Source organism: Streptomyces sp. NPDC050743, from assembly GCF_044456925.1.
GTDB lineage: Bacteria > Actinomycetota > Actinomycetes > Streptomycetales > Streptomycetaceae > Streptomyces.
In genome coordinates this window covers 1-6,609 of the sequence record NZ_JBITGJ010000213.1, presented here as the reverse complement: position 1 = coordinate 6,609, position 6,609 = coordinate 1, and the positions used below count along the sequence as shown (strand labels likewise).

The window sequence follows — 6,609 nt, the reverse complement described above, 5'->3', positions numbered from 1 at the left end:
CTGAGCCGCCGGCTCCGGTGGCGGCCTGAGCCGTAAATCCCCGCTCAGCCCTGGAGGGCGACGCATCCCCTCCCTTCAGGGAGGGGAGCCTTCAATCCGTAGGGCTTTCCGAGTGCGTCAGCTCGAACTCCACGTCGACCACGCCCTCGACGGCCCGGACCAGGCGCGCGGCCACCGGGACCAGGGAGGTGTCCCGGGCGTGGCCGATGAGCTTCACGACGCCGTTGCGGACCTCCACCTGCACCGCTGACACCGGCGCGGGGAAGAGATGCGCCACGATCTCCCGCCGGACCTCCTCGGCGATCTCCTCATCGGTCCGCAGGAACACCTTGAGCAGGTCCGCGCGGCTGACGATGCCTTGCAGCATGCCCACGTCGTCGACGACGGGCAGGCGCTTGACCTTGGCGTGTGCCATGGTCCGTGCGGCCTGGGCGAGTGTCGCGTTCGCGTGGACGGTGAGGGCGGGGGAGGTCATGAGGTCCTCGGCGGTGAGGCCGCCGGCCTTGGCCAGGTCGTCGAGACGGCGCAGCTGGGTGGCCCGGTCGGGGTCGCTGTCGCGGAACTCCTCTTTGGGCAGCAGGTCGGCCTCGGAGACGACGCCGACCACGCGGCCCTCGCCCTCGAGGACGGGCAGGGCGCTGACCTTCCAGTCCTGCATGAGCTGCACGATCTCTTTGAAGGCGGCCCGTCGGCCGACGGCGGCGACCGTGTGGGACATGACGTCGCTGACGATGTGCGGGGTGCTGTGCACGGTGACTCCTTCGTCGGGTCGGCTCTCTCATGCGGTGCTTGCGGCGCCGTAGGGGGCGTAGAGGTCCAGCAGCCGGGTCCTGGTGGAGCGCAGGCGGTGGGCCAGTACGTCGCCGGCCCACTGGGTGACGGCCTGGCCGAGTGCCGGGTCGTCCTGGCAGAGGGAGCGGACGGCCGTGGCGTCGAACTCGTAGGCCCGTACCGGTGTTGCCGCCGTGGCGCCCAGGTGCCAGACGTGCGGCGCGAACCGCCAGGACAGGCCGACGAGTTCGTTGTGGCCGAGGGTCTCGATGATGGCGCGGCGCCGGCCGGGTACGTGGGTGTCGAGTTCGATGGAGCCGGTGCGGATGATCCAGAACCGGTCCGCACGTGCGCCTTCATTGAAGAGGCGCGTTCCCTGCGGGAAGGACACCTCCCGGGCCAGACGCATGAGCCGTTGCCGGTGCTGGATGGGCAGTGCGCGCAGCATGCTCGGGGTATTCATGGCTGGCCTCCGGGTCAGTGCGTACCTACGGATTGGTACCTCCAGCGTGTGGCGTCGACTTGGACCGGGCGAGGGGCCATCAGGTCCGGAGCAGGGCCATCCGGCCCCGAGGCGGATGGCAGCGAAGACGGCCGCCGCCCCCGTGTCGGCGAGGGCGGCGGCCGTGGCGCGAGGATCGTGCCTCCCCAACACGAGACTCGCGCGGGAGCCCTCGCGGCTCCTGGGGTCTACGGGAGATCCGCCCCATCTCGAACGAGCCGTGAGGACATGGCACTGCCGGCCGGTCGGCACTGTGTCTCGTGCCCGGCCGTAGCTCCTGCCCTCCATTGTCGGGCTCGGCATGGTGCCAGCGGTGGGGCTGGGCGGCCATGCCGTGGACCGAACAGCCCATGTCCTGTGGCCAGGAGCACCGGGAAGCAGGCGAGTTGGGCTGTCCAGGCCTGCGACAGCGGGACCATCGGGGTCGCGCGTGGGCCGTGCGGCCACTGACAGCGCCCGGCTGAGACACAGAAGGATCAGTCGCGGATCGACTCACCCACACCGGTCTGTAAGGAGCCTCAGCCATGCCCAGAACCACAGGAGACGGAAAGGGGACAGCGCCCACGACGGCGCTCGGCCTTCCCGCCGCCTCCGCGCTCGTGATCGGCAGCATCATCGGCACCGGAGTCTTCGCGCTGCCCTCCGCCCTCGCCCCGTACGGGCCGATCTCCCTCCTCGCGTTCATCGCCGTCACCCTCGGCGCACTCGCGCTGGCGATGACTTTCGGCGCCTTGTCGAAGCGTGTTCCGGCCAGCGGTGGCCCGTACGTCTATGCCCGTGAGGCCTTCGGGGAGTTCGCCGGGTTCCTCAACGCCTGGTCGTACTGGATCACGGCCTGGGCCGGCAACGCGGCCATCGTCGTGGCCTGGGTCGGTTACGTCGAGGTGTTCGTGAACACCGGGCACGACAAGTGGGTCTCGGTGCTGCTCGCGCTGGTCGGGCTGTGGATTCCCGCTGCGATCAACCTCACCGGCGTGCGGAACATGGGCGCGTTCCAGGTGATCACGACCGTGCTGAAGTTCGTCCCGCTGGTCTTCATGGCCACCGTCGGGCTGCTGTTCATCGACGCCCACAACTTCGGCCCATTCAACGCCAGCGGGCAGTCGGCCCTGGGCGCGATCTCGGCCGCGGGCGCCATCGCCCTGTTCAGCTACCTGGGTCTGGAAGCGGCCTCCATCGTCGCCGACCGGGTCCGCGAGCCGGGGCGCAACGTCCCCCGCGCCACGGTCTACGGCACGCTCGTCTGTGCCGTCATCTACATCCTCGGCACCCTCGCCGTCTTCGGCACCGTCTCCCACGGCAAGCTGGGCGGATCCACCGCGCCGTTCACCGACGCGGCGAACAACATCTTCGGCGGCAGCTGGGCCGGCGACATCGTCGCCGTCGCCGCGATCATCTCCGGCATCGGTGCCCTCAACGGCTGGACCATGCTGTGCGCGGAGATGCCGTATGCGGCAGCCCGCGACGGGCTCTTCCCGCAGTCCTTCGCCCGGCTGCGCGGCGAGAGCGGCGTACCGGCCTTCGGCATCGTCGCCTCCACCGTACTGGCCTCACTGATCACCGTGTTCAGCTACACGCGCTTCGACAACGTCTTCACCAAGATCGTGCTGCTCAGCGTGCTGACCGCCGTGATCCCCTACCTCTTCTCCGCCGCCGCCCAGCTGTACTGGCTGCTGGTGCGCGGCCGGGAGAGCCTCAGCGCCCGCAGGCTCGCCCGTGACGTCACCGTCGCCGGGCTCGCCCTCGCCTTCTCGTACTGGTCGATCCAGGGCAGCGGTTACCAGACCGTCTACTACGGCCTGTTCGTCCTGCTGCTCGGCGTCCCCGTCTACGTGTGGCTGAAGCGGGGCCAGGACACCTTCGGCGAGGCCACGAAGGTGAAGCCAACGGCGATCCCTGCCCAGCAGGAGCGGGCACCCGAAACACCCCCGCCAGCCCCGCGACTCTCCCGGGGGCTCCGAACCGGCCGCATCGGCGGACCCGGAAAGCGCAACGACCTCCGCCACCACGACTGACCGCCCGAGCAAGGAACCTCTGCGATGAACACCTTCCACGTCGACTCCGAGGTCGGCCCGCTGCGCCAGGTGATCCTGCACCGCCCCGGCCTCGAACTCTCCCGCCTCACCCCGCGCAACGTCGACGCCCTGCTCTTCGACGACATCCTGTGGGTCAAGCGCGCCCGCGAGGAGCACGACGCCTTCGCCCAGGTCCTGCGCGACCACGGGGCCCGCGTCCACTACTTCGCCGACCTGCTGGCGCAGACCCTGGATGTCCCCGGGGCCCGCGACTGGCTCCTGGACCAGGTCGTCACTCCCGGCACCGTGGGCCCCGCCCTCATCGACCCAGTGCGTGAGCTGTGCGCCGAGCTGGACGGGGAGACCCTCGCCGGCTATCTGATCGGTGGCCTCCTCAAGAGCGACCTGCCGCTCGCCACCCCGCACAGCCTGGTGTGGAACGCGCTCGGCGCCGACGACTTCGCGCTCGCGCCGCTGCCCAACCACCTCTTTCCGCGTGACAACTCCTGCTGGGTCTACGACCAGGTGTCGGTCAACCCGATGGCCAAGACCGCCCGGCGGCGCGAGAGCCTGCACGCCGAGGCCATCTACCGGTTCCACCCGATGTTCGCCGGCGTCGCGCCCGCACCCCTCCTCGACGGACCCGTCGGCACCCTCGAAGGCGGGGACGTCCACGTCCTCGGCAACGGCGCCGTCATGATCGGCATGGGTGAGCGCACCACCGCTCAGGCCGTGGAGAACCTGGCCGCCCGGCTCTTCGCAGCCGGTACGGCGAGCCGGGTGATCTCTGTCCAACTCCCCGCGGCCCGTGCGTACATGCACCTCGACACCGTGCTAACCATGGTCGACCGCGACACGTTCGTCATCTATCCCGGCCTCGCCGACTCCCTGCGCTCGTGGACGCTGCGGCCCACCTCCGAGCGTGAGACCGGCTTTGACGTCACCGCGAATTCCGATCTCGCAACCGCGCTCGCCGAGGCCCTCGACCTGGACAAGGTCCGCATGCTGTCCGCACCCCAGGACATCCGCAACGCCGAGCGCGAGCAGTGGGACGACGGCAGCAACTTCCTCGCCCTCGCACCCGGCGTGGTCGTCGGCTACGAGCGCAACGTCACCACCAACACCTACCTGCGCAAGCAGGGCATCGAGATCGTCACCATCGCCGGCGCCGAACTCGGTCGCGGGCGGGGCGGCCCCCGCTGCATGAGCTGCCCCATCGAACGCGCCCCGATCGCCTGATCCCGTAAGGACTCCCGTCATGACCGTCGACCTGCGAGGCCGCTCCTACCTGAGCGAACTCGACTTCACTGCGTCCGAGATCCACCACCTCCTCGACCTTGCCGCCGGCCTCAAGGCGGCCAAGCGCGCCGGCACCGAACAGCGGCGGCTGACCGGCAGGCACCTCGCCCTGATCTTCGAGAAGACCTCCACCCGCACCCGCTGCGCTTTCGAGGTGGCTGCCGCCGACCAGGGCGCGCGGACCACCTACCTCGGTCCCGGCGACACGCACGTCGGCCACAAGGAGACCATCGTCGATACCGCCCGCGTGCTGGGCCGCATGTTTGATGGCATCGAGTACCGGGGCTCCGCCCAGTCGATCGTCACCGAACTCGCCGTCCACGCCGGGGTCCCCGTCTACAACGGACTGACCGACACCGCCCACCCCACCCAGAGCCTGTGCGACATGCTCACCATGCGCGAGCACAGCACCAAGCCGCTCACGGACGTCAGCTACTGCTACCTGGGCGATGCCCGCAACAACATGGGAAACTCGCTGCTGTCGATGGGCACTCTGCTCGGCATGGACGTGCGTATCGCCGCGCCCAAGGCGCTGTGGCCGGAACTGGCGCTGGTCGCTGCTTGCCGTGAAGTGGCCGGCCGGAGCGGTGCGCGGATCACCCTCACCGACGACCTGGAGACCGCCGTCCGCGGCGCCGACTTCCTCCACACGGACGTGTGGGTCTCCATGGGCGAACCGGCCGACACTTGGCGCGAGCGGATCGACCTGCTGCTGCCGTACCAGGTCAACGACAAGACGCTCGCCCTCACCGACAACCCCGACGTGAAGTTCATGCACTGCCTCCCTTCCCTCCACGACCACCGCACCCGGCTCGGCCAGGAGCTGTTCGAGGCCTACGGCCTGAACGGCCTCGAAGTCACCGACGAGGTCTTCTCCTCGCCCGCCTCGATCGTCTTCGACCAGGCGGAGAACCGGCTGCACACCATCAAGGCCGTGCTCGTCGCCACCCTGGAGGACTGAACCATGCGCATCGTCGTCGCCCTCGGCGGCAACGCCCTGCTGCACCGCGGCGAACGCCCCGACGCCGCCATCCAGCAAGCCAACATCGACCGGGTCGCCACCGCCCTGGCCGCCCTGGCACAGGAACATGAGCTGGTCATCACCCACGGCAACGGCCCGCAGATCGGCCTGCTCGCCATGGAGAGCGCGGCCGACCCCGTGCTCAGCGCCCCCTACCCGCTGGATCTGCTCGGTGCCCAGACCGAGGGCATGATCGGCTCTCTGCTGGCGCGTACGCTCCACAACGTGCTCCCCGGTCGTCGTATCGCCGCCCTCATCACCCACACCTTCGTGCGGGCCGATGATCCCGCCTTCGAGCGGCCCACGAAGTTCGTCGGCCAGGTGTATTCCGCGTCGATGGCCAAGGCGCTGGCGCGCAAGTTGGGCTGGCACATCGCCCGGGACATCACCGGCTGGCGCCGTGTTGTCGCCTCTCCGTCGCCCGAACGGATCCTGGAGACGGACACCATCCATGAGCTGCTCACGGACGGCGCGCTGGTCGTGTGCGCGGGCGGCGGGGGCGTTCCGGTCATCGCCGACTCCGACACGGGCGCGCTCAGCGGCGTGGAGGCCGTCGTGGACAAGGACCTCACCGCGGCCCTGCTGGCCGAGGACCTGAAGGCGGACTTCCTTCTTATCCTCACCGACGTCCCCTGCGTCTACGACCGCTACGGCACTCCGGATCAGCGGCCGGTCCTCGACGCCACCCCCGGCGACCTGCGTGGCGGCGGGTTCCCGGACGGCTCGATGGGGCCGAAGACGGAGGCTGCGGCGCGGTTCGTGGAGCGCACCGGTGGGCTGGCGGCGATCGGTGCCCTGGATGCGGCCTACGAGATCGTCCACGGCAGGTCGGGCACGCTGATCCGGCAGGACCTCACTGCCGGCTGACGGCCGGTGGAGGGCGGCGCTCCCCGCCGTAGCAGGGTGCCTAAGAGTCATCACGTAATGAGGTGATGCCCACCCGATGTCCGTGCGGGGCCAGCAGGCCGGGGTGGCGTGCTTGCTCCGTTCGGCCGGCTGTT

At 69.8% G+C, this 6,609-nt stretch carries 6 protein-coding genes; 4 read left to right on the top strand and 2 right to left on the bottom strand.

Translation table 11 applies throughout. The features are described from left to right. Positions 1-91: 91 nt before the first annotated feature. Positions 92-751, bottom strand: a complete 660-nt coding sequence (locus ACIBJF_RS51235) for a CBS domain-containing protein (RefSeq protein WP_399184767.1) — start codon at positions 749-751, stop codon at positions 92-94. Between the two features lie 27 nt (positions 752-778). Then, complete coding sequence (locus ACIBJF_RS51230) at positions 779-1,234, bottom strand: cyclic nucleotide-binding domain-containing protein (protein WP_399184766.1); 456 nt, start codon at positions 1,232-1,234, stop codon at positions 779-781. A gap of 638 nt (positions 1,235-1,872) precedes the next feature. On the opposite strand from ACIBJF_RS51230, the gene ACIBJF_RS51225 reads away from it, so the two are divergent. Genes ACIBJF_RS51225 through ACIBJF_RS51210 form a run of 4 tightly spaced genes read left to right on the top strand, consistent with a single transcriptional unit; the run spans position 1,873 to position 6,475 of the window. After that, positions 1,873-3,288 carry an APC family permease gene (locus tag ACIBJF_RS51225; RefSeq protein ID WP_399184768.1) on the top strand — a complete coding sequence of 472 codons (1,416 nt, stop codon included), beginning with the start codon at positions 1,873-1,875 and terminating at the stop codon, positions 3,286-3,288. Between the two features lie 24 nt (positions 3,289-3,312). Further along, positions 3,313-4,527 (top strand): arginine deiminase, encoded by a 1,215-nt coding sequence (locus tag ACIBJF_RS51220; protein WP_399184765.1) that lies wholly within the window; start codon positions 3,313-3,315, stop codon positions 4,525-4,527. Positions 4,528-4,546: 19 nt separating this feature from the next. Beyond that, positions 4,547-5,548, top strand: coding sequence for an ornithine carbamoyltransferase (gene argF, locus ACIBJF_RS51215; RefSeq protein ID WP_399184764.1), 1,002 nt, complete (start codon positions 4,547-4,549; stop codon positions 5,546-5,548). Between the two features lie 3 nt (positions 5,549-5,551). Next, on the top strand, positions 5,552-6,475 hold the full coding sequence (locus tag ACIBJF_RS51210) for a carbamate kinase (protein ID WP_399184763.1): 924 nt from the start codon (positions 5,552-5,554) through the stop codon (positions 6,473-6,475). Positions 6,476-6,609: the final 134 nt, after the last annotated feature.